The 19313-nt window shown below is 73.8% G+C and carries 21 protein-coding genes and 1 tRNA gene; 12 read left to right on the top strand and 10 right to left on the bottom strand.

The genetic code is table 11. The annotated features are described in order from the left end of the window. The 3 genes from AB0946_RS21145 to AB0946_RS21135 form a co-directional block, all read right to left on the bottom strand. The gene (locus AB0946_RS21145) at positions 1–774 is read right to left on the bottom strand and encodes a sulfite exporter TauE/SafE family protein (RefSeq protein ID WP_366762164.1); all 774 of its coding nucleotides are present in this window, start codon (positions 772–774) and stop codon (positions 1–3) included. Between the two features lie 69 nt (positions 775–843). Further along, positions 844–2355, bottom strand: a complete 1512-nt coding sequence (locus AB0946_RS21140; RefSeq protein ID WP_366762163.1) for a long-chain fatty acid--CoA ligase — start codon at positions 2353–2355, stop codon at positions 844–846. A 74-nt stretch (positions 2356–2429) separates the two neighbouring features. Then, positions 2430–3617 carry a thiolase family protein gene (locus AB0946_RS21135; protein ID WP_366762162.1) on the bottom strand — a complete coding sequence of 396 codons (1188 nt, stop codon included), beginning with the start codon at positions 3615–3617 and terminating at the stop codon, positions 2430–2432. Between the two features lie 165 nt (positions 3618–3782). On the opposite strand from AB0946_RS21135, the gene AB0946_RS21130 reads away from it, so the two are divergent. The 5 genes from AB0946_RS21130 to AB0946_RS21110 all read left to right on the top strand — a co-directional run bounded on the left by AB0946_RS21130 (position 3783) and on the right by AB0946_RS21110 (position 7070). Beyond that, complete coding sequence (locus tag AB0946_RS21130) at positions 3783–4592, top strand: lysophospholipase (RefSeq protein WP_366762161.1); 810 nt, start codon at positions 3783–3785, stop codon at positions 4590–4592. Positions 4593–4676: 84 nt separating this feature from the next. Beyond that, on the top strand, positions 4677–5171 hold the full coding sequence (locus AB0946_RS21125; protein ID WP_366762160.1) for a DNA starvation/stationary phase protection protein: 495 nt from the start codon (positions 4677–4679) through the stop codon (positions 5169–5171). Positions 5172–5200: 29 nt separating this feature from the next. After that, on the top strand, positions 5201–5545 hold the full coding sequence (locus tag AB0946_RS21120) for a DUF3140 domain-containing protein (RefSeq protein WP_366762159.1): 345 nt from the start codon (positions 5201–5203) through the stop codon (positions 5543–5545). A 13-nt stretch (positions 5546–5558) separates the two neighbouring features. Then, positions 5559–6206, top strand: a complete 648-nt coding sequence (locus tag AB0946_RS21115) for an endonuclease (RefSeq protein ID WP_366762158.1) — start codon at positions 5559–5561, stop codon at positions 6204–6206. A gap of 66 nt (positions 6207–6272) precedes the next feature. Next, a complete protein-coding gene (locus AB0946_RS21110; protein ID WP_366762157.1) occupies positions 6273–7070 on the top strand; it encodes an SAM-dependent methyltransferase in 798 nt (265 codons plus the stop codon). Here AB0946_RS21110 and AB0946_RS21105 read toward each other — a convergent pair. Further along, the gene (locus AB0946_RS21105) at positions 7060–7935 is read right to left on the bottom strand and encodes a Cof-type HAD-IIB family hydrolase (protein WP_366762156.1); all 876 of its coding nucleotides are present in this window, start codon (positions 7933–7935) and stop codon (positions 7060–7062) included. The genes AB0946_RS21110 and AB0946_RS21105 overlap by 11 nt on opposite strands. Before the next feature lie 558 nt (positions 7936–8493). On the opposite strand from AB0946_RS21105, the gene AB0946_RS21100 reads away from it, so the two are divergent. The 5 genes from AB0946_RS21100 (at position 8494) to AB0946_RS21080 (ending at position 13354) form a co-directional block, all read left to right on the top strand. Next, complete coding sequence (locus tag AB0946_RS21100) at positions 8494–9306, top strand: SAM-dependent methyltransferase (protein ID WP_366762155.1); 813 nt, start codon at positions 8494–8496, stop codon at positions 9304–9306. A 39-nt stretch (positions 9307–9345) separates the two neighbouring features. Next, positions 9346–10749, top strand: a complete 1404-nt coding sequence (locus AB0946_RS21095) for a glutamine synthetase family protein (RefSeq protein ID WP_366762154.1) — start codon at positions 9346–9348, stop codon at positions 10747–10749. A gap of 2 nt (positions 10750–10751) precedes the next feature. After that, positions 10752–11927 carry an amidohydrolase family protein gene (locus AB0946_RS21090; RefSeq protein WP_366762153.1) on the top strand — a complete coding sequence of 392 codons (1176 nt, stop codon included), beginning with the start codon at positions 10752–10754 and terminating at the stop codon, positions 11925–11927. A 7-nt stretch (positions 11928–11934) separates the two neighbouring features. Beyond that, positions 11935–12471 (top strand): NUDIX hydrolase family protein, encoded by a 537-nt coding sequence (locus tag AB0946_RS21085; RefSeq protein WP_086011601.1) that lies wholly within the window; start codon positions 11935–11937, stop codon positions 12469–12471. Positions 12472–12625: 154 nt separating this feature from the next. Next, positions 12626–13354, top strand: a complete 729-nt coding sequence (locus AB0946_RS21080) for a hypothetical protein (RefSeq protein WP_366762152.1) — start codon at positions 12626–12628, stop codon at positions 13352–13354. An 80-nt stretch (positions 13355–13434) separates the two neighbouring features. Here the strand turns inward: AB0946_RS21080 and AB0946_RS21075 are convergent. Next, positions 13435–13508, bottom strand: a tRNA-Pro gene (locus AB0946_RS21075). 125 nt (positions 13509–13633) lie between these two features. Here AB0946_RS21075 and AB0946_RS21070 point away from each other — a divergent pair. Further along, positions 13634–14341, top strand: a complete 708-nt coding sequence (locus AB0946_RS21070) for a transketolase (RefSeq protein WP_366762151.1) — start codon at positions 13634–13636, stop codon at positions 14339–14341. Between the two features lie 21 nt (positions 14342–14362). Continuing rightward, positions 14363–15286: a transketolase C-terminal domain-containing protein gene (locus AB0946_RS21065; RefSeq protein ID WP_366762150.1), complete on the top strand. Its 924-nt coding sequence runs from the start codon at positions 14363–14365 to the stop codon at positions 15284–15286. Positions 15287–15391: 105 nt separating this feature from the next. On the opposite strand, the gene AB0946_RS21060 is transcribed toward AB0946_RS21065, so the two are convergent. From AB0946_RS21060 to AB0946_RS21040, 5 genes are all read right to left on the bottom strand, one after another. Beyond that, a complete protein-coding gene (locus tag AB0946_RS21060; protein ID WP_366762149.1) occupies positions 15392–16684 on the bottom strand; it encodes an MFS transporter in 1293 nt (430 codons plus the stop codon). Positions 16685–16826: 142 nt separating this feature from the next. Then, positions 16827–17186: an MmcQ/YjbR family DNA-binding protein gene (locus AB0946_RS21055; RefSeq protein ID WP_366762148.1), complete on the bottom strand. Its 360-nt coding sequence runs from the start codon at positions 17184–17186 to the stop codon at positions 16827–16829. 65 nt (positions 17187–17251) lie between these two features. Further along, entirely contained in the window at positions 17252–17797 is a 546-nt protein-coding gene (locus AB0946_RS21050) for a GNAT family N-acetyltransferase (RefSeq protein WP_366762147.1), read from the bottom strand. Next, complete coding sequence (locus AB0946_RS21045) at positions 17794–18360, bottom strand: helix-turn-helix domain-containing protein (protein ID WP_366762146.1); 567 nt, start codon at positions 18358–18360, stop codon at positions 17794–17796. The genes AB0946_RS21050 and AB0946_RS21045 overlap by 4 nt, the downstream gene beginning before the upstream one ends. A 46-nt stretch (positions 18361–18406) precedes the next feature. Beyond that, a complete protein-coding gene (locus AB0946_RS21040; protein ID WP_366762145.1) occupies positions 18407–19309 on the bottom strand; it encodes a LysR family transcriptional regulator in 903 nt (300 codons plus the stop codon). Positions 19310–19313: the final 4 nt, after the last annotated feature.

The following is a 19313-nucleotide window of genomic DNA, read 5'->3' as shown; positions in this document are numbered from 1 at the left end:
CTAGCGGAGCAGCAGTTGCAGCCCGCCCACGATCGTCGCCGCGATCACGAGTTGTTCGAAGAGCCGCTGGTTGATGCGGTTCACCGCCCACTTGCCGAACAGCGCCCCCGGCACGACGAACACCACGAGCGCGGCGTCGAGGAGCAGCGAGCGCCCGTCGATGAGCCCGAGGCCCGCGCTGAACGGCACCTTCGAGACGTTCACGATGAGGAAGAAGAACGCGGAGGTGCCAAGGAACCCGAGCTTCCGGAACCCCGCCGACAGCAGGTACAGCGACATCACCGGCCCGCCGGCGTTGGCGACCATCGTCGTGAACCCGCCGAGCACACCGTAGGAGCGGGCCTTGACGCGGCCCGCCCGGGTGCCGGCCTCGTCCGGCTCCTGCGGGGTGCCGGCCGTCCGCCGGCGCCACAGCGTCACCCCCGCCATCAGCAGCAGGATCGCTCCGATCGAGGTCCGTACGATCCCGTCGTCGGCCCACACCAGGAAGAGCGTGCCGGCCACCACGCCCGCCGCCACCGCCGGGAACAGCCGCCACAAGGTGGGCCAGTGCGCGTGCCGCCGGTAGGTGAGGACGGCGAGCACGTCGCCGGCGATCAGGACGGGCAGCAGTACGCCGGTGGAGGCGCGGGCGGGCAGGACCGCCGCGAAGATCGCGAGACTGACCGTGTTGGCCCCGCTGACGGCCGTCTTGGAGAAGCCGACGAGCAGGGCCGCGAGGGCGAGCGCCGCGAACCCCCAGCCGGATATGTGCCAGAGCGTCATCGTGTTCATGGAGGGACCGATGCTATGTGCATGCATGGACCCGGTGTAAGGAGCGCCCCCCCGCGACGGCGAAAGACCCTAGCGGCCCGTGTAGCGCACCCGCAGTTCCCGCTTGAGCACCTTCATGCTCGGCCCGAGCGGCAGCGCGTCCGTGAGCTCCACCCGGCGCGGGTACTTGTGCCGGCCCAGGTGCTCCTTGGACCACTCGGTGAGCGCGGCGGCGTCCGGCGCGGTGCCCGGCGCGGGGACGACGACGGCGCACACCTCCTCGCCGTGCAGGTCGTCGGGCAGGCCGATGACCGCGGCCTGGGCGATCTCCGGATGACGCATCAGCACCTCCTCGACCTCCCTCGGGTAGACGTTGTAGCCGCCGCGGATGATGACGTCCTTCTTCCGGTCGACGATCCGCAGGAAGCCCTCGTCGTCCTTGGTGCCGAGGTCACCGGTGCGGAACCAGCCGTCCACCAGGGCCTCCGCGGTGGCCTCGGGGCGGCCGAGGTAGCCGGAGAAGACGTTGTGGCCGCGGATGACGACCTCGCCCACCTCACCGGGCGGCAGCAGTTCGATCCGGCCCTCCACCTCCGCGCGGGCGATCTCCACGTCGATGCCCCACAGCGGGTGGCCGATGGTGCCGGCCTTCGTGCCGAACACGGGCTGGTTGACGGTGGCGGTCGGCGAGGTCTCCGACAGCCCGTACCCCTCGTGGATCTGCGCGCCGAACGCGGCCTCGAACCGCTCCAGCACGGCCACCGGCAGCGAGGCGCCGCCGGAGACGCACACGCGCAGCGCCGGGAGCCGCTCCGCGTCCGCGGCGGCGGCCGCGAGGGCGACGAACATGGTGGGCACGCCGTGGAAGGTGTTCACGCCCTCGCGCACCATCAGGTCGATGGCGCGGGCCGCGTCGAAGCGGGGCAGCAGCACCAGCGTGGCGCCGGCCCGCCAGGTGGAGTTGAGCGAGACGGTCTGGCCGAAGGCGTGGAACAGCGGCAGTGCGCCGAGGGCGGTGTCGCCGGCGCGGATGTCGTTGGCGTCGAAGGCGTTGACGGTCGCGTTCATCACCAGGTTGAAGTGGCTGAGCACGGCGCCCTTGGGGACACCGGTCGTACCGCTGGTGTAGAAGATCACCGCGGGATCGTCGGCGGCCCGGGTGACGTACGACGCAAGGGGCTCGGCGCCGGCCGCCAGCTTCTCGAACTCCGTGCCGAGGGTGACCGCCCGGACGCCCGTGGCGCAGGCGGCGGCCGTGCCGGTCTCCGCCTGGGCCGGGTGCACCAGCAGCAGGGTGGCCCCGCTGTCGCGCAGCACGTGTTCGACCTCGCCCGCAGAGAGCAGCAGGTGCACGGGGACGACGACCCCGCCCGCCGCGGCGATCGCGTAGTACGCCACCGGGAACTCGGCGGTGTTGGGGGCCATGAGGGCGACCCGGTCGCCGGGCCGTACGCCGAGAGCGGTGAGCGCGCCCGCCTGGCCCAGCGCGCGCTGCCACGCGTCGGCGAAGGTGAGCCGCAGATCGCCTTCGACGAGGGCGGTCTTGCCGGGGCGGCGCCGGGCGTTCTCGGCGAGGATGGCGGCGACGGACAGGGTGGCCATGGAGTGCTGCTCCGTTTCCTTGCTGCGGCTCGTGTACCGGATCCCCTTGCGGGGAGCCCCCCGTTGAGGAGGCTCTAGTGCCTCTCGACCAGCACCGTGCTCCCCTGCCCCACCCCGACGCACATCGTCGCGAGTCCCCGCCGCGCGCCCGTGCGGCGCATCCGGTGCAGCAGGGTGGTGAGGATGCGGGCGCCGGAGCAGCCGAGGGGGTGTCCGAGGGCGATGGCGCCGCCGGTGGGGTTGACCAGGTCGGGGTCGATGCCCAGCTGGTCGACGCACGCGAGTGCCTGCGCGGCGAACGCCTCGTTGAACTCGGCCTCCTGGACGTCGCCGACCTCCCAGCCGGCCCGGCCCAGCGCCTTGCGGGTGGCGGGGACCGGGCCGAGGCCCATCACGTCGGGGTGGACACCGGCGGAGGCGCCCGCGACATAGCGTCCGAGGGACTCCAGGCCCAGCTCCTCCAGGGCCTCCTCGCTGACCAGCAGCAGGCCGGCCGCGCCGTCGTTCATCGGCGAGGAGTTCCCGGCGGTGACCGTGCCGTTCACGCGGAAGACCGGCTTCAGCCGGGACAGCTTCTCCAGCGAGGTGTCCTCCCGTACGCACTCGTCCTGCTCGAACACGATGCCGTCGGGCCGCTCGACGGGCAGGAGCTCACCGTCGAAGTGGCCGTCCTTGCGCGCGGCGGCGGCGAGCCGGTGGCTGCGCAGGGCGAACTCGTCCTGGCGCTCGCGGGAGACGCCGTACCGCGCGGCGACCTCCTCGGCGGTCTCGCCCATGGAGAGCAGGCCGTGCAGCTCCTTCATGGCCGGGTTGACCAGCCGCCAGCCGAGCCGGGTGTCGTAGGTCTCGATCCGCTGCGGCAGGGCCTCGTCGGGGCGGGGCAGGACGAAGGGGGCGCGGCTCATGGACTCGGAGCCGCCGGCGATCACGACGTCGGCCTCGCCGGCCGCGATGGTCCGGGCGGCGGTGGTCACCGCCTCGAGTCCGGAGGCGCACAGCCGGTTGACGGTGGCGCCGGGCACGGAGTCGGGCAGTCCGGCGAGCAGGGCGGCCATGCGGGCGACGTTGCGGTTGTCCTCGCCGGCCTGGTTGGCGGCGCCCCAGTAGACGTCGTCGATCCGGGCGGGGTCGAGCGCGGGCACGTCGGCCACCAGGCGGCGGATGACGGTCGCGACCAGGTCGTCGGGGCGGACCCCCGAGAGGGCTCCGCGCAGCTTGCCGATGGGGGTGCGGCGGGCGGCCGCGAAGTGGACGGGACGCACGGCTGGGACTCCTGACCTACGACGCTGTGGATCAGCACGGACCTCACGACAGCTCTTCCGCTGCCCGGCAGCCCATTAATTAGCACTGCTAGTTTTGGACTATAGACCGCCGACCGCCCCACTGGGAAGATCCCCGGGACCGTCCCCGAGGCAGCTGGAGGAGAGATGCCCCACGTCCGCGAGCACGTCCTCGACGGCACGCACGGAACCCTCGCCGTACGGGAGTGGCCGCACCCGGCTCCCCGCTGTCTGGCACTGCTGGTGCACGGGTACGGCGAGCACGCCGGCCGGTACGCGGAACTCGCCGGCCGGCTCACCGGGCACGGCGCCGCCGTCTACGCGCCGGACCACGCGGGCCACGGCCGGTCGGCCGGGGAGCGGGTGCTGATCGAGGACTTCGAGGACGTGGTCACGGACGTGCACACGGTGGCGGACTCGGCCCGTGCCGCGCGCCCCGGCCTGCCGCTGGTCCTGGTGGGCCACTCCATGGGCGGGCTGATCGCGGCCCGCTACGCCCAGCGGTACGGCGGTGAGCTGAGCGCTCTGGTGCTGTCCGGTCCGGTGATCGGCACCTGGGAGCTGCCGGGGCGGCTGCTGGCCCTGGAGGAGATCCCGGACGTCCCGATCAGCCCGTCCGCGCTCTCCCGGGACCCGGCCGTCGGTGCCGCGTACGCGGCCGATCCGCTGGTGTGGCACGGCCCCATGAAGCGGCCGACGCTGGAGGCGTTCGCCCGGACGCTGGAGACCGTCGCCCGGGGTGGTGAGGTCGGCGGGCTGCCGCTGCTGTGGCTGCACGGCGACGACGACCGGCTGGTGCCGCTGCCCGGGAGCCGCGCCGGGGTGGAGCGGCTGAGCGGCGGCCGGCACACCGGGCGGATCTTCCCGGGGGCGCGGCACGAGGTGTTCCACGAGACGTGCAAGGAGGAGGTCTTCGCGGAGCTGCTGGCCTTCCTGGATGGGGTACTACCCCGCTGATCTGCCGGTTTGCGCCCTCGCCCAGCGGGCACCCGCCCTGTCGGACATGACCGTGGACAGCCGCTGAAAGGGGATGTACGGACCATGACCGTGGTCAAGAGCACGCTGCCCGAGGAGGCGCTCGGCGTCACCGGAACCGCCCTGCAGGAGACCCTGGTGGACCTGCTGGGGCTGTCGCTGATCGGCAAGCAGGCGCACTGGAACGTCGTGGGCCCGCGGTTCCGGTCGATCCACCTCCAGCTGGACGAGGTGGTCGCCGCGGCCCGCAGTCACTCGGACACGGTGGCCGAGCGTGCCGCCGCGCTGGGCGTGCCGCCGGACGGCCGGCCGGAGACCATCGCCGCGACCTTCGCACTGCCCGGCGCCAAGGACGGCTGGGTGCGCGACACCGAGGCCGTGGCGCTGATGGTGTCGGCGCTGGAGGCGGCCATCGGCCGGCTGCGCGAGCGGATCGAGGCGACCGAGAAGGCCGACCCGGTCACCCAGGACCTGCTGATCTCCGTCACCGCCGACCTGGAGAAGCAGCGCTGGATGTTCGAGGCCGAGAACCACCCGCGCGAAGACACCACCGACCAGTAGACCCGCTCCCGCACGGAAGGGGCAGACCCATGGCCGACGCCCTGGAGACCGAGGCGCTGTGGGAGGACTTCCACCGCGTGGTGAACATGACCTCGGCGGAACTCGCGGCCTGGCTGAAGGTCCGGGACGCCGACGAGGAGACGGAACCGCTGCCGGAGGAGGCGGGCACGCCCACCGGCCAGCATGTCCTCGCCATCCTGCGGAAGCGCCGTACCGACCTCACCGACGACGACATCCGGGTCATGCGCAAGGTCGTCGACACGGTCGACGACCTGGCCGACCCGGAGAACGAACCCGAGCCGGAGAACACGCCGGAGGACACCCGGCGCCGGCACCGGCTGATGACGCTGGGCCACGACCCGCTCAAGCCCTAGCCGGAGCCGCGTCATGGACCGGGACGAACGGGTCGTGCGCGAGCTGGTGTCCGGGTACGGGCGGACGTACGCCGAGGAGGCGGGCATCCGCCTGAAGGACACCCCGCAGCCGCTGTACCGGCTGCTCGTGCTGTCCCTGCTGCTCAGCGCCCGGATCCGGGCCTCCGTCGCGGTAGCCGCCGCCCGGGCCCTGCACGAGGACCGTCTGGACAGCCCCCGCAGGATGGCCGGGGCCGCCTGGCAGCAGCGGGTCGACGCGCTCGGCCGGGGCGGCTACCGCCGCTACGACGAGCGCACCGCGACCCAGCTCGGCGACGGCGCCGAACTGCTGACCGAGCGCTGGGGCGGCGACCTGCGCCGGCTGCACCGGGAGGCGGGCGGCGACACCGGCGCGTTGAGGCGGCTGCTCCAGGAGGAGCCGGGCATCGGACCGGCCGGCGCCGACATCTTCCTGCGCGAGGCGCAGCGGGTGTGGCCGGACATCGCGCCGTACCTGGACGGCAAGGCGCTGTCCGGGGCCGGCCGGCTCGGCCTGCCGAAGGACCCTCAGAGGCTCGCCGAGCTGGCCGGGGACACCCAGCCGGCCGTCCTGGCCGCCGCGTTGGTCCGGGCGGCGCTCGACGAACAGGTGGCCGAAGACTGTCTGCGCCGGGCCGCTTGACCGTGTCAGACTGCTCCCCGCGCGTCCCGGAGTGACCACCGGGACCCGGGGGCGGAGGAGCAGCACGTGACGGGGACAGGGCCGCGGATCCAGGACGGTATCGACACGACCCGGCCGCATCCGGCCCGGGTGTACGACTGGTTCCTCGGCGGCAAGGACAACTATCCGGTCGACGAGGAGCTGGGCCGGCGGATCGCGGCGATCGACGGGGGCGCCCCGAAGGCCGCCCGCGCGAACCGGGCGTTCATGCGCCGCAGCACGCGGATGCTGGCCACGGAACGGGGGATCCGCCAGTTCCTGGACATCGGCACCGGCATACCGACCGAGCCGAACCTGCACCAGATCGCCCAGTCCGTGGCCCCCGGCGCCCGCGTGGTGTACGTCGACAACGACCCCATCGTGCTGGCCCACGCGAACGCCCTGCTGCGCGGGACCCCGGAAGGCGTGACGGAGTACGTGCAGGCCGACGCCCGCGATCCGCACGCGATCCTCGGCCAGGCCGCCCGCGTCCTGGACCTGGAACGCCCGGTGGCCCTCTCGCTCATCGCCCTGCTCCACTTCATCGCCGACGAGGACGGCGCCCACGACCTGGTGGACACCCTGGTCGGCGCGCTGGCGCCGGGGAGCTGCCTGGTGCTGTCGACCATGACCGCCGACTTCGAGCCGGAGAACGTCCGGCGGGGCGTCGCGGCCTACGCGGCCGGCGGGGTCACCCTGGTGGCGCGGTCACAGGCCGAAGTGGGCACCTTCTTCGAGGGACTGCGGCTGCTGGAGCCCGGGATCGTGCCGGTGGCCGAGTGGCGGCCCGAGGAGGCGCCCGACGGGCCGGTCTCCCTGTACGGCGGGGTCGCGGTCAAGCCCTGACGCCGTCGTACGGCAGGTCCAGCACCCGGGCGACGGTCCGCAGGACCCCGTCGTCGTTGTTGGACGGGGCCAGGTGGCGGGCCCGCCGGATCACCTCGGGGTGGGCGCCCGCCATGGCGAAGGACCACTCGGCGGCGTCGAGCATCTCCAGGTCGTTCAGGTAGTCCCCGAAGACCATGGTCTGGGCGGGCGTGATGCCGAGCGCCCGCTGGAGGCCGCGCAGGGCGGTGCCCTTGTCGGCGGTGCGGTTCATCACGTCCACCCAGTGCTCGCCGGAGACGACCACCTGGTGGGTCGCGGTGAAGTCCTTCAGGGCCGGGGCGGTGGTGTCCTCGGCGGAGCCGAAGTCGAACAGCGCGACCTTGATCATCTCGTCGTCGACGGCGGTGACGTCCTCGACGATCCGGTGCTCGACGTAGTACTTGCGCACCTCCGCCAGGAACGCCTCGTCGGTCCGCTCGACGTACGCGGCCCGCTTGCCGCAGACGACCGCGCCGACGTCCGCGCCGTCCGCAACCAGCCGCCGCGCCCTGCGGGCGACCCCGGCGGCGACGGACCCGTCCAGCGGGTCGGAACTCAGCTCCACGCCGTCCCGGACCACATAGGTGCCGTTCTCCGCGATGAACACCATGCCCTCGGCGACCTCCTCGAACTGCCGGAGGAGGGTGGCGTACTGGCGTCCGCTCGCCGGGCTGAACAGCACCCCGCGGCGGCGCAGCTCGGCGAGCATCGGCCACAGCCCGTCGGGAATCCGCTTGGCGTCGTCCAGCAGCGTGCCGTCCATGTCGGTGACGATCAGCCGGATGTCGGCGGGGCCGACGGGCAGGCCGGAGGCGTCGAGGAGGGGCGTGGTCGTGGCGGGCATGTCCTGCTTCCGGTCGGGGACGGTGATACCGGTCCAGTGTTCCTCATACGCCCCGACGCCCCGGAACCGCCCGGGGCCGGGCACAGGCGCGCCTCGAACCGCCGGGGCGGGACGCAAGCCTGCCCGGAACCGCCGGCCGCGAAGCACTCGGCTGGAACCGCCGGGGACCGGGGCGGCCGCGGCGACCGGTGCGGACGCAAGCGCCCGGAACCGCCGGGGTCGAAGCGCCCGGCCGGGACCCCAGGGACCGGGACGCCCGGCAGAGACCACCGGGGCGACACGCAAGCGTGCCCGGAACCGCCAGGGGCAACCGCCCGGCCGGGACCGCCAGGGACGGGGGCGCCCGGCAGGCCGCGGCCACCGGGGCGAGACGCAAGCGCCCGGAGCCGCCGGGGGCCCTCGGCTGGGCACGCCGAGGGCGAAACTCAAGTCCCCCCGAACCGCCGGAGGCGGAGCGCGCGGCGGTCCTGGACCACTGACCGTTGCCGTTTCCCGGGACAGCGCGATCACCGGGGGGCACAATGACGGCGGAGAACCGCACGTGAGAAGGGCGGACAGGTGAGCGAGGTCGACTCCCCGGGGGCCGGATCGGCACGGCTGGACACCAGCGTGGCGCACAACGCGCGGGTGTGGAACTACTGGATCGGCGGCAAGGACCACTACGAGGTCGACCAGCGGGTGGGCGAGCGGATCGCCGGGATGTTCCCGGTGATCCGGGCGGTGGCGCGCGCCGACCGGGAGTTCCTGGGGCGGGCGGTGCGCTTCCTCGCCGCCGAGCGGGGCATCCGGCAGTTCCTCGACATCGGCACCGGCCTGCCGACGGCCGACAACACGCACGAGATAGCACAGCGGATCGCCCCCGAGTCCCGGATCGTGTACGTCGACAACGACCCGATCGTGCTCGTGCACGCCCGCTCGCTGCTCACCAGCTCCCCGGAGGGCGTCACGGACTACGTCGACGCCGACGCGCACGACCCGGAGGGCATCGTGCGACGGGCCGCCGAGACCCTGGACCTGACCCGGCCGGTGGCGGTCCTGATGCTGGGCATCCTCAACTTCGTCCTGGACACCGGCGAGGCCCGGGACATCGTGCGCCGGCTGATGGCCGCGGTGCCCGCCGGCAGCCACCTGGTCCTCACCCATCCGACGGACGACCCCGACGTGGGCGGCGAGGGCAACGTGGCCGCCATGGAGTTCTGGAACGCCCATGCCACCCCGCCGATCACCGCCCGCGGCCGCGCCGAGATCGCCGGGTTCCTGGCCGGTCTGGACCTGGTGGAGCCGGGACTGGTGCCGTGCTCGCAGTGGCGCGCCGAGTCGGCGTCCGCCGCCCCGGTGCCGCAGCTCGGCGCGGTGGCCGTGAAACCCTGACCCCGGCCGCGCGCGGGCCGGACCCGCCGAGGAGGACGCATGACGACTTTCGCCGACCCCGTGCCCGGCGGCCGTCCCGGGGACCTGCGCCGGGTGGCCGGCCTCACCGCCGACCTGGCCGCCCAGGGCGTGCGCGGCATCGTGCTGGCGTACGTGGACACCGCGGGCGTCTGCCGGGTGAAGACGATCCCCACCGGTCGGCTGGAGGCCGCCGTGTCCTGGGGCGTCGGCATGTCCCCGGTGTTCGACACCTTCCTCGCCGACGACTCGATCGTCACCACCGACGTGCTCGGCTCCCCCGACGGCGACCTCAGGCTCTACCCGGACCTGGACCGGCTGGTGGCGCTGGCCGGGCAGCCCGGCTGGGCGTGGGCGCCGGTGGACCGGATCACCCAGGAGGGTGCCCGGCATCCCGGCTGTGCCCGGACCTTCCTGCGCCGGACCGTCACCGAGGCCGCCGAACGGCACGGCCTGTCCTTCAAGGCCGCGATCGAGATCGAGTGGTCCGTCGGGCTGGACTCGGCGCCCGCCGGGGAGTTCGTACCGGCCGTCTCCGGCCCGGCGTACGGCGCGATCCGGCAGGTCGGGCTGAGCGACTACACCGCCGACCTGCTGGCCGCGTGCGCCGCGCAGGGCGTGGACGTCGACCAGCTGCACCCCGAGTACGCGCCCGGACAGTTCGAGATCTCGGTGGGCGCCCGGGACCCGGTGGCGGCGGCCGACCTCAGTGTGCTGGTCCGGCAGACGATCCGGGCGGTGGCCCGGCGGCACGGCCTGCGGGTGTCGTTCGCGCCCGCGGTCTGCGCCGAGGGCGTCGGCAACGGCGGCCATCTGCACCTGTCCTGCTGGCGCGACGGCGTGAACCTGCACGCCGGCGGCGACCGCCGGTACGGCATGACGGCCGAGGCGGAGTCCTTCGCGGCCGGGGTCCTCGCCCACCTCCCGGCCCTCACCGCGATCACCGCCCCCAGTCCGGCCAGCTATCTGCGGCTGAAGCCGTCCCAGTGGGCCGGGGTCTTCACCGTCTGGGGCCGCGAGACCCGCGAGGCCGCCCTGCGGATGGTCACGGGCACGGCGGGCCGCCACGACCAGGACGCCAACATGGAGGTCAAACCGGTCGACCTGGCCGCCAACCCGTATCTCGCCCTCGGCTGTGTGATCGCCGCCGGACTCGACGGCGTCACGGCGGCCCGCACCCTGCCCGACGAGATCACCGGCGATCCGGCCCGCCAGGACCCCGAGGAGGCGGCGGCCCTGGGCGTACGGCGGCTGCCGCGGTCGCTGCCGGAGGCGGTGGCCGAGTTCCGCGCGGACCCGGTGCCGCGGGCCGCGCTGGGCCCGGTGCTCGCCGACGCGGTGATCGCCGTACGGCTCGGCGAGGCGGCGGCCGTCGAGGGACTCGGCCCCGACCAGGTGGCGGCGGCCTACCGCTGGACGTACTGACCATGACCGCACCCGGACCCGTCCAAGAGGCCCTCGCCGCGCTGCCGCTCGTCGACCACCACTGCCACGGCGCGGTCACGGCCGATCTGAGCGGCGCGCAGTTCGCGTCCCTGATCACCGAGGGCGCGGCCTGGCCGGAGGTCTCCCCCTTCGACAGCCCGGTCGGCCTGGCCGTGCGCCGCCACTGCGCGCCCCTGCTGGACCTGCCCCGGCACGCACCGCCCGCCGACTACGTGGCCCGGCGCGCCCGGCTCGGCTGGCAGGAGGTCAACCGCCGCTTCCTGACGGCGGCCGGAGCCGGGGTGTTCTGCGTGGACACCGGTTACGCCCCGCACCCTCTCACCACGCCCGCCGAGCTGGCGGCGGCCGCCGGTGCCGCCGCGTGCGAGGTCGTACGGCTGGAGCAGATCGCGGAGTCGGTGGCGGCAGGAGGCGTGGAGGCGGGCGAGTACGCGGCCGTGTTCCGCGCGGCCGCCGAGGATGCGGTACGGCGGCCGGGCGTGGTCGCGGTGAAGTCCATCGCGGCCTACCGCACGGGTTTCGCCCTGGACCCGGAGCCCCCGGCCGGGGCCGAGGTGACGCAGGCCGCCGGGCACTGGCTGGCGCGGGGCGGACGCCTCACGGACCCGGTCCTGGTCCGGCACCTGCTGTGGACCGCCGTCGAGCTGGGGCTGCCGCTGCAACTGCACACCGGCTTCGGCGACGCGGACGTACGGCTGCACCGCGCGGACCCCGCCCTGCTGACCGACTGGCTGCACCGGACCGCCGGCACGATCCCGGTGCTGCTGCTGCACTGCTGGCCGTACCACCGGCAGGCCGCCTATCTGGCCGCGGTGTTCGAGCAGGTGTACCTGGACGTGGGGCTCGCCCTGCACTACACCGGTCCGGCCCGCTGCCGGGCGGTGCTGGAGGAGGCGCTGGAGATCACCCCGTTCCGCAAACTGCTGTACAGCTCCGACGCCTATGGTGTGGCCGAGTTCCACCACCTGGGCGCCCTGTGCTTCCGGCAGGGCCTCGCCGATCTGCTGCAGGCACGCGTCGACGCCGACGAGTGCAGCCTCGCCGACGCCCTGCGGATCGCGGCCTGGACGGGCCGCGACAACGCCCGCCGGCTGTACGGACCGCCCGTATCCGAACCGGCCCGCGATTCCAGCGGGCGCCCCACCCGGAAAGTATGATCAAGCAATGTCTGACATGACCGAAACCACGCCCGGCTGGCTGACCACGGACGAGCTGGAGATGGCCAGGGCCCGGATGCCGATCCTGTACGTCGAGGCCGTGCCCGTGCGCGTGGACGACAGCGGTGAAGTCACCAGCATCGGGCTGCTGTTGCGCATCGGCCCGGACGGCACGGTCAGCCGGACCCTGGTCTCCGGCCGGGTTCTGCACCACGAGCGGGTCCGTGACGCGCTGCTGCGCCACCTGGAGAAGGACCTCGGCCCGGTCGCCCTGCCCCGTGTCCCCGCCTCGCTCCAGCCGTTCACGGTCGCGGAGTACTTCCCGACGGCGGGCATAACGCCGTACCACGACCCGCGCCAGCACGCGGTGTCCCTGGCCTACATCGTGCCGGTGACCGGCGACTGCCGGCCCCGCCAGGACGCGCTGGACCTCGTCTGGTTCAGCCCCCAGGAGGCCGCCTCCCCGGCGGTGCAGAACGAGATGCCGGGCGGCCACGGGGTGCTGCTGAAGCAGGCCCTGGCGCACGTGGGACTGGCTTTCTGACCCACTCGTCACCGGCGCCCCGGCCCTCGGGGAGAAGAGGAAGCGACTATTCCACAATTCCCGGGAAACCGGACTTCCACGGCGGCCGCCCCGAGATGAAGGAAAGGCCGCCGAGGAAATACGGAAGGTTTCCCGGGAAGGGTTTTGCATGTCTGTGAGCCGCACGTTAGCCGCATCCGTGATCTGCGCGACCGCCGCCGTGGGCGCCGCGGGGTGCTCGGACGACGGATCGTCGGACCAGCCGTTCAAGGGGCAGAGCGCGGACCAGGTGGCCGCCAAGGCGGTGACCGCCACCAGGAACGCCGCCTCGCTGCGCATGGCCGGCAAGGTCGCCGCGGACGGGCAGCCCCTGACGGTCGACTTCCACGTCGACACCCAGAAGAACTGCACGGGCCGGATGGCCATGGAACGAGGCTCGGCCGACGTCATCCACGCAGGCCAGGCGACGTACATCAAGGGTGACAAGGAGTTCTGGGCCAACGCCGCGAAGGGCTCCGCCGGCGGTCCGAAACAGGCCCAGGCACTGAGCGGCCGTTGGGTGAAGGTGCCGGTCGGCGACGCCCGGACGACGGGACTGTGCGACAAGCAGGGATTCCTGGCCGACATGGACAGCGACAAGTCCGAGCGGAAGGGAATGACGAAGGGCGACGTCACCACGGTCGACGGCCGCGAGGCGATCGCCCTGAAGAAAAAGAAGGGCGGCGAAACCATCACCATGTACGTCGCCACGAAGGGAAAGCCGTACATTCTCAAGGTCCAGCAGTCCGGCGGTGAGAATCCCGGCACGGTCGTCTTCTCGGACTACGAGAAGCCGGTCAAGGCGGCGCCCCCGCCGGCGGGACAGGTGATCGACGGCACCAAGGGCGACAAGGCGGCTTCCTGACCCGCGGGAAGACCACTCGAACGATCGAGGGCCGGTTCCGGACACCTCCGGAACCGGCCCTCACCGGCGACTCTCACAAGTCGGGACGACAGGATTTGAACCTGCGACCCCTTGACCCCCAGTCAAGTGCGCTACCAAGCTGCGCCACGTCCCGGTGCCGTTTGACCTGGGCTTTCCCCGGCCGAACGCGCAGGGAAACAATACCGCACTCGGCTCGGTGGTCGCGCGCCCCTTTCCCGGTTTGACCTCAAGTCCGATTGAGGTTGCACGATCATCGGCATGACGACCGCAACGGACCAGAGCCGTTCGTACGGCTACGACGACCTGCCCCGGCTGATGGGGCTGATGACCGGTGACGAGAAGCACGGGCCGGCCGCCACGTCCACGCTCGACGTGCTGTGGGTGCTCTACGACCGGGTGCTCCGGGTCGCTCCGGAGCGGCGGGACGACCCGGCCCGGGACCGCTTCCTGCTGAGCAAGGGGCACGGGCCCATGGCGTACTACGCCGTCCTGGCCGCCAAGGGGTTCGTGCCCGTCGAGTGGCTGCCCGGCTTCGGGTCCTACGACTCCCCGCTCGGGCACCACCCGGACCGCGTCCTGGTGCCGGGGGCCGAGATCGGCAGCGGCTCGCTCGGGCACGGGCTGCCGATCGCCGTGGGCACCGCGCTGGGCCTGCGGGCGCAGCGCCGGCCCGGTCCGGCGGTCTGGGTGCTGATCGGGGACGCCGAGCTGGACGAGGGCAGCAACCACGAGGCGATCGCCTTCGCGGGGCCCGCCGGGCTCGACCGGCTGCACACCGTCGTGGTCGACAACTCCTCCGCGAGCCATGCGCTGCCCGGCGGGATCGCCGCCCGGTTCGAGGCGGCGGGCTGGTCCGCGGTGACCGTCGACGGACGCGATCACGAGGCCCTGTACGCCGCGTTCACCGCCCCGCATCCCGGCCGGCCGCATGTCGTCGTGGCCCGCGTCGAGCCGAAGAACGTCTGACTCCCCGGAAAGGGTCTTCCGATGGACACCATGCGTGACCGTTTCGCCCCCGTCGCCTCCCGGCTGCTGGACGAGGACCCCCGGGTCGCGGTCGTCCTCGCCGAGATCGGCCGGGACGGGTTCCGCGACGCCGAGCGCCGGCACCCCGACCGGGTGATCAACGTCGGCATCCGGGAACAGCTGCTGGTCGGCGCGGCGGCGGGGCTGGCGCTCACCGGGCTGCGGCCGATCGTGCACACCTTCGCCAGCTTCCTCGTGGAGCGGCCGTTCGAGCAGCTCAAGCTGGACCTGGGACACCAGGACACGGGCGCGGTGCTGGTGAGTGCCGCCGCCTCCTTCGACTGGCCGGCCGGCGGCTTCACCCACATGGCCCCGGGCGACGTCGCCCTCCTCGACACGCTCGCCGGCTGGACCGTACACGTACCCGGGCACCCGGACGAGGCCGAGACGCTGCTGCACCACGCGGTCGCGGCGGGCGACGACCGGGTGTACGTGCGCCTGTCGGTGCAGTCCAACCGGCGGGGGCGGGTCATCGACGGCCGGCACTTCGTCACCGTCCGCGAGGGCCGTTCGGGGGTGGTCGTCGCGGTGGGCCCGATGCTGGACGCGGTCCTCGCCGCGACGGAGGGCCTGGACGTGACCGTGCTGTATGCGACGACGGTACGACCGTTCGACGCGGCCGGGCTGCGCCGGGCGACGGAGGCGGCGGGCACGGACGTCGTGCTGGTCGAGCCGTACCTGGCCGGGACGTCGACGGCCGCGGTGAGCGAGGCACTGGCCGATGTCCCGCACCGGGTGCTCGGCCTCGGCGTCGCCCGCCGTGAGCTGCGCCGCTACGGCACGATCGAGGAACACGTGGCCGCGCACGGGCTGGACGAGGCGGCCCTGCGGGAACGGATCGGGCACTTCCTGGATGCGCGGCGTGCGGGGGCGCGGATGGGGTGAGCGGTCGGCGTTTGCTTCGATTACGCGAGCCCGCGAGATCAGCAGAGCGCCGCGATGCCCGCGGAGGAACTGCGGCACGCTCTCTTTTCGCAAGGCGGTCCGCCGTCACGGCGTGGGCCGGACCGTCGCGTCGGCCCGGGTCAGGTCGCGTACCGGGGGGACCGCCAGCAGGATGGCCGCCACCGCCAGGCTCACCACCGCCGCGGTCAGCAGGACGTGGCCGGCGCCCAGGACCTCGGCCGCCGGGCCCGCGAGGGCCTGGCCGACCGGCATCATGGCCAGGGAGCCCGCCACGTCGTAGGCGTGGATGCGGTTGAGGACGTCGGCCGGGACCTGGGTCTGCACGGTGGTCGCCCACATCACACCCCAGAACGACATCCCGGCACCGGCGACCGCGGCCCCGGCCGCCATGGCCGGTACGCCGAGGCCCGCCCCGACGGTCGCGGGGAAGCCGAAGAAGGCGAACAGGGAGAGCGCGCCCGCGCGGAGCATGCGGCGGGGGCGCAGCCGCAGCGCGAGCAGGCCGCCGACCACCGTGCCCGCGCCGAGGGCCGAGTTGACCAGGCCGTACGCGCCGGGGCCGTGGTGCCGGACGACCTCGGTGGCCACCAGCGGCACGGTCGGGCCCCACACGGCGATCATGTAGAGGCACCAGACCGCGATCACGCCCCACAGCCAGGCGCGGGAGCGGAACTCCCGCCAGCCGTCGACGAGATCGGCGCGGAAGGCGCGCAGGGCGGAGCCGGTGGCCGCGCGGGCGGTGACGGGGAGCGGGCGCAGCCGGAGGAGCAGCAGGCACAGGGCGCTGAGCGCGTAGGTGGCGGCGTGCGCGGCGAAGACCCCGCCGGGCGAGGCGAGGCCCACCAGGACGCCGGCGACGGCGGGACCGGCGAGCTGGGCGGCGGACTCGGCGATGCGGATCGCTCCGTTCGCGCCCTGGATGTCGGTGGCGAGGCGGGGCACGGTGCTGGCCACGCCCGGCTGGAAGACGGCGCCGGCCACGCCGTTGACGACGCCGATGGCGCAGATCTCCCACAGCACCACGTGCCCGGTGAAGAACAGGCCCGCGGCGACGGACTGGGCGCCGAGCCGGACGAGGTCGGCGCCGATCATCAGCCTGCGGGTGCTGAACCGGTCGGCGATGACTCCGCCGAAGACGACAAGTCCCGCGAACGCGGCGGCCGTGGAGGCCATGGCGAGGCCGACCGCGCCCGCGCCGTACCCGTGTTGCAGCAGGCCGGCGGCGAGGGCGACGGGCAGCATGGTGTCGCCGAGCCGGGCGACGGCCCGGGCCACGAAGAAGAGCGCGAAGTCCCGTGACCAGACCGCCGGGACACCGGCCGCCACCTCGCGCACACCCCGGCCGGCGGCATTCCGCCGCGCGTCCGTTCCGGTCATCCCGAGCGCTCCCCTCCCCGACCCGGCCGTCACCCTGCCCGTGCCGTCTCCGCGTTCGTACCGCTTCCCGCCCGTGCCGCGGCCTCTTCCTGCCCGCCGAGGCGGGATCATGCCACTTCGCGGAAGGCGCCCGCCGGGCTTTTCAGCCCCCGGCCGGGAGCCCCAGCTCCGGATGCGCGTCCAGCAGCCGGGACGGGGCGGCCTGGCGCCAGGAGTCGGCCAGGATGGCCCGCAGCTCGTCCTCGTCCTCCAGGGCGGCGAGCCTCGCTCTCACCCAGGCGAACTGCGCCTCGTGGCCGGCGATCCAGAACTTCTCCGGCTCGGCCAGGACCAGTTCGTCGCGCTCCTCCTTGGGGCAGCGCACGGCGAGGGACGTCTCGTCCTCGGGGAGGGTCGCGAACATCTTCCCGGCGACCCGGAACGTGGGCATGCTCCAGGCGATCTTCTCCGTCGTGTCCGGCAGGGACAGGGCGATTCGGCGTACGTCGTGTGCATCCGGCATGCCGCGCACGGTAGCCCCTGCCACTGACAGCCGGCCCTGCCGGCGGTGGCCGCACCCGCCGGCGGTCAGCCTCCGAGCCGCTTGTAGTACAGCGTCGTCGGCCGCAGCACGCCCGCCGGGCTCGCCGCGTAGTCGGGGATGGTCCCGGCCCTCGTCCAGCCGGCCGAGCGGTACAGGCCCTCCGCGGGGCTGCCCGTCTCGGTGTCGAGGTGGAGCAGGGTGCGGCCGTCGGCCGCGGCGGCCTGTTCGGCGGTGGTGAGGAGCCGGCGCCCGAGGCCCCGCCCCCGCGCGGAGCGGTGCACCATCAGCTTGACCAGTTCGGCGCGGTGCCGGCTGTTCGGCTTGTCGGGGAAGGCCAGCCCCACCGTGCCGGTCACCCGGTCCACGGGGTCCAGGGCCACCCAGACGGCCAGCCGGCCCGCCGCCGTGGCCTCCGCCCGCTCCCGCCACCAGGCGACCGCCGCCGCGTGGCCGAGCGGCGCGAGGAAGCCGACGGAGGCGCCCGAGTCCACGGTGTCGGTCAGCAGCGCCGCCAGGTCGCCGGCGCGGTCGCGCACGCGGGTGCCGTCCCAGCGCTCCACCCTCGTCGCCGTGTCCCCGCGGGGCCTCATGGCCGCACCACCGCCAGCACGTACCGCGCCCCGTCCGGACCGGCGCAGCGGAAGCGGGTCGCGCCGGTGACCCGCATCCGCAGGCAGTCCCCCGCGCCGAGCCGGTGGACCTGGTCCCCGGCCGTCACCTCCAGGTCCCCCTCCAGCAGCCACAGGTGCTGTTCCAGGCCGGGCACGGGCGGGCGGTCGTAGGCGAGGTCCGCGCCCGGGACGAGCCGGCCCTCGACCAGTTCGCCGCGCAGACCGGTGTGCGGCGGGGACACGGACCGGCGGACGAAGCCCGAGGCGGGGTCCGCCCACACCCGCTGCTCGGCGCGACGGACCAGCGGGACCGGTGCCGCCTCGACCTCGCTGAGCAGTTGGGACATGGTGCGGCCGTAGACGTGGCAGAGCCGGTTCAGCAGGGCGGCGGTGAGGCTGGTCTCCGCGCGTTCGGCGCGCGACAGGGTGGAGCGGCTGACCCCGCTGCGCTCCGCGAGTTCGCCGAGCGACCAGCCGTGCTGGGCGCGCAGTTCGGCGAGCCGGGCGCCGATGAGGAGATCGACGGTGTCCTCGTTTCTCATTTCCGGGACGCTATCCCGTACGTGAGACGGCGTTGTTACGGAAGCCTCACGCCTGCGCCGCTTCGCCCAGCGCCTCCAGCACCGGGCGGATCAGCGGGTGCCCCTCGGCGCCCCGGCGGACGGCGGCGAAGACCCGGCGGGTCGGGGCGACGCCGTCGACGGGGCGGACGACCACGCCGGCCAGGTCCATGCCGCGCAGCGCCGAGCGTGGGACCAGGGCGACGCCCGCGTCGGCCGAGGCGAGGGCGACGACGGCCCGGAAGTCGTCGGAGGAGTGCTCCAGGCGCGGCTGGAAGCCGGCGCTCTCACAGGCGAGGACGACCACGTCGTGACACGGGTTGCCGGGGTACGGCCCGATCCACGTGTCCTTGGCCAGGTCGGCGAGGGGCACCTCGGGGGCGTCCGCCAGCCGGTGCCCGAGGGGTACGACGGCGTCGAACGGCTCGGCGTACAGCGGGACGTGGGTCAGGCGGGGGTCGTCGGCGGACGGCGCGCCCCGGTACTCGACGGCGACCGCGACGTCCACCTGCCGGTCCAGGACCATGGGCAGGCTGGCGTCGCCCTCCGCGTCCTGCACCCGGATCCTTATGCCGGGCGCGGAGTGGGCGAGGCGGGCCACGGCCGGGGCCACGACCTGGGCGATGCCGGTCGCGAAGGCCGCCACGGTGACCGTGCCCGCCTCGCCCGAGCCGTAGGCGGCCAGCTCGGCCTCGGCCCGCTCCAGCTGGGCGAGGACCGCGTTGGTGTGGCTGAGCAGGATCTCGCCCGCCGGGGTGAGCCGTACGCCCTTGGCGCCGCGCTCGACCAGGCGGTGGCCGGTCTCCTGCTCCAGGGCCGTCAGCTGCTGGGAGACGGCGGAGGGGGTGAGGTAGAGCGCGGCGGCCGCCGCGGTGACCGTGCGGTGGTCGGCCACCGCACGGAGGATGTGGAGCCGCCGTGCCTCGATCATGCCC

Source organism: Streptomyces sp. NPDC046870 (assembly GCF_040704595.1).
Taxonomy (GTDB): Bacteria; Actinomycetota; Actinomycetes; order Streptomycetales; family Streptomycetaceae; genus Streptomyces; species Streptomyces argyrophylli.
This window is presented reverse-complemented; position numbering and strand designations above follow the sequence as displayed.